The 2876-nt window shown below is 32.7% G+C and carries 3 protein-coding genes; 1 reads left to right on the forward strand and 2 read right to left on the reverse strand.

Annotated elements, in window-relative coordinates; all coding sequences use genetic code 11:
- Nucleotides 1-155: 155 nt before the first annotated feature.
- Together ACFVSH_RS24955 and ACFVSH_RS24960 are read right to left on the reverse strand one after the other, a co-directional pair.
- Nucleotides 156-686 carry a DUF6609 family protein gene (locus tag ACFVSH_RS24955; RefSeq protein WP_387708436.1) on the reverse strand — a complete coding sequence of 177 codons (531 nt, stop codon included), beginning with the start codon at nucleotides 684-686 and terminating at the stop codon, nucleotides 156-158.
- Nucleotides 687-966: 280 nt separating this feature from the next.
- Nucleotides 967-1488 (reverse strand): hypothetical protein, encoded by a 522-nt coding sequence (locus tag ACFVSH_RS24960; RefSeq protein WP_387708438.1) that lies wholly within the window; start codon nucleotides 1486-1488, stop codon nucleotides 967-969.
- A gap of 57 nt (nucleotides 1489-1545) precedes the next feature.
- Here ACFVSH_RS24960 and ACFVSH_RS24965 point away from each other — a divergent pair, with 57 nt between their 5' ends.
- The gene (locus ACFVSH_RS24965; RefSeq protein ID WP_387602783.1) at nucleotides 1546-2550 is read left to right on the forward strand and encodes an SMI1/KNR4 family protein; all 1005 of its coding nucleotides are present in this window, start codon (nucleotides 1546-1548) and stop codon (nucleotides 2548-2550) included.
- The last annotated feature ends 326 nt before the right edge of the window (nucleotides 2551-2876 follow it).

Here is a 2876-nt window from a genome sequence, read left to right on the forward strand (position 1 = left end):
CTTATTTTACTTTTCATTATTCCTTTTTCTTCTTCCACTAACCTGCCCCGTTAGTTGCATAAAGAAAAAGCTGCCTTAAAGACAGCTCTGATCTTCAGCTAACGCACCCGTTAGTTTAAGTACACTATTTCACAATTTCCTTGTTACTCAGTAAACTATCTATCATTGGCTTTTGCGGGAACTAAAAGAAATATACCAAATATTATTTTTATTAAACCATCAATATATCCGAAATAATCAAAGCTTATATTCGAATTAAATATGCCTATAAACACATTTAATATCAATAAAATAGAAAGAATTATTAACTGTTTTCCGTAGACAAATGCAGAAGTTATAAAATGAATTGCCGTTGCTAACAACGCTCCAAACCAAGTCATTCTTAAATCATCCATCATAATATATTTACCAGAAAATAGAAATATAAGTACAAACATCATTAGGATAGATATCGTGTTTATATTTGATTGGAATTTTGAATTTGGTCCATAGGATAGATGTTTTTTAATAAATGTCATACGGAAAATAACTATTTTTCCCACGATAAAACCTAATGTAAATATTATTGGGTTTATCATAAACTTTCCACCGAAAATAGTGCCTATTATAACTATTAGTCCAATCCAAATAATCCATATTCCAAATACACGTTTATTAGGATATTTTATATTTTCCTCCTTCAACATAATCCATTCCCCCCTATACACTAAAATTAATATATTTAATATACTTATTATGAATTCGATTAAGAAATTAATGTTCGTTCTTATTTTCCCACTAGCTATAATACTTACGTTTGTTGTCCGAAATATGTTTCAAAATTTTGGGTGATTCTTCAACAATCCTGCCCCGTTAGTGCCATAAGAAAAGAGCTGTCTTTAAGGCAGCTCCGATCTTCAGCTAACGCACCCATTAGTTTTAGTACAATGATTCACAATCTTCCCCATATTCACCCTAAAGGAAAAGTTAACCATTAAAATACTCTTTTACCTCAGAATCCTTTAATCTTAGTATCCTTTCATAAGTTGAACCGTCATATAAATCCCAAAATTTCTTATCATCATTGCTGGTGTCAGAAACAGCATAAAACTCTTTTCCTTTCGGGAAAGTAATAACGTTTTTGATTACTAAATCTTTTTTCAGATTAATTTTTGTGGGATTGACTTCCTTAACCAATTTCTTATCTTCATTTATCCAATCCCTTACACCTGCTATTTCAATATCAAAATAAACAGGTATTTCATTATTAAAGATAATCGTTTTTATATTAAAATCTTTAAAATTGACTTCATATTTATATCCGATAATATCAGTAACAACACATCTTTCACCTTTTGCTATTTGAACATTATCAATTGTATACGCCGATTTTAAGATAAGAATCGCCATATGACTTGGCCTTGTTAATGAAGGCAGTTTTCGTAAGGATTGTTGCAATAAAAAATAAGGAATAATTTTTTTGTAGTATGATATAGAAAGTTCGTACAAGAAAGAAACAACCGCTTAAATATCTAATATTAATCAAACTTTTATGAGGTGAATGTGTTGGTAGAAAGTATTTGGGAAGCAAGTAATGACGAGTATATGTTACAACCATTAACAGACGAAATCGTAAAAAAAGCAGAAGAATTATTTAATGTTACGTTACCAAACTCGTACATTGCTATTCTTAAGCAACAAAATGGGGGTCAACCCATCTGTAATGCTCATCCGTCTCCTGTTCCTACCGTCTGGGGTGAATCTTTTGTTATAGTGGAACACATTAAAGGGATTGGTGCCGGAAATGGAATACTTGAAAATGATTATTACATAAAAGAGTGGGAACTGCCGGAAGGACTTATTTTATTCAATGGAGATGGTCACACTTGGCTCGCTTTTGATTATCGGAATTCCGCCTCTGAACCCCCCATTGTTTATGTAGACGTTGATTTGGAACAAGTTATACAAATCGCAGATAGCTTTGAAGAATTTCTGAAAAACCTATACCTTGAAAATGAGGAATTTGATTTTGAGGGAATGGAGGTAAAGGTATACAGTAAGCAAGACCTTGAAAAGTTTATACAAGAAGATAATGTAGATGAATTAATACGTGCTATACCGGACCTATCACAAGGCGATGTGGATTTAAAGTGGTTTGGAAATCTACTATTAACTTTAAGTAATTATCACGACAGATATGTGAGATGTTGTGTTGCTAACAGTGTTTGGAATTCTCTTACATATAGATTAGATGATGAAATTCTACATTCATTGATAGAAAATTTTAAGAATGATGTCGATAGTGAAGTTCGAATGTATGCCGAATCTTCTCTCGAACAAATGAACTATTCATATGAACAGCTAAAAGAAGATGTCTATAAGAGAGAAAGGGTCGGTTTTGCTTTTCAAGATATAATTTATCACATCAATGAACATTCCAATCAATGGCATCTATCTGACTACCAATCTGATTTGCAATCGTTTGATTCGATAGAGGAGTTATTAGAACAATCCAGGTTTGACGGGAAGTCATTACAAGAAGTGTGGAGCCATATTAAAAAAGTTTATTAGGCTATTCGTTATCTGTTTGCCTCTATCGGATTAGTCTTTAGTCACTGTGGTATATGTTGATACTTGATAAAACAAAAAGCTGTCCGGTCCGGAGAGCTTTTTCCTATGGTTTAAAATAAGGGAATAAACATTAACAGTCCTAAGAAATTGACCGAAATAAACATTCATTTTTGTAAGTCTTAATGAACTAACGCACCCGTTAGTTCATTAAGCGATAAATATTTATAATAGTCCATATTATAATCAAGCCCCAAATCAATACTATTCTTGGGGGCAGTGTCCAATTCTGCGGGGTGGCGTGTTGGCTGGGGTCCTCGGGGTTGGGG

It is taken from the genome of Peribacillus sp. NPDC058002 (genome assembly GCF_042886655.1).
GTDB lineage: Bacteria > Bacillota > Bacilli > Bacillales > DSM-1321 > Peribacillus > Peribacillus aracenensis.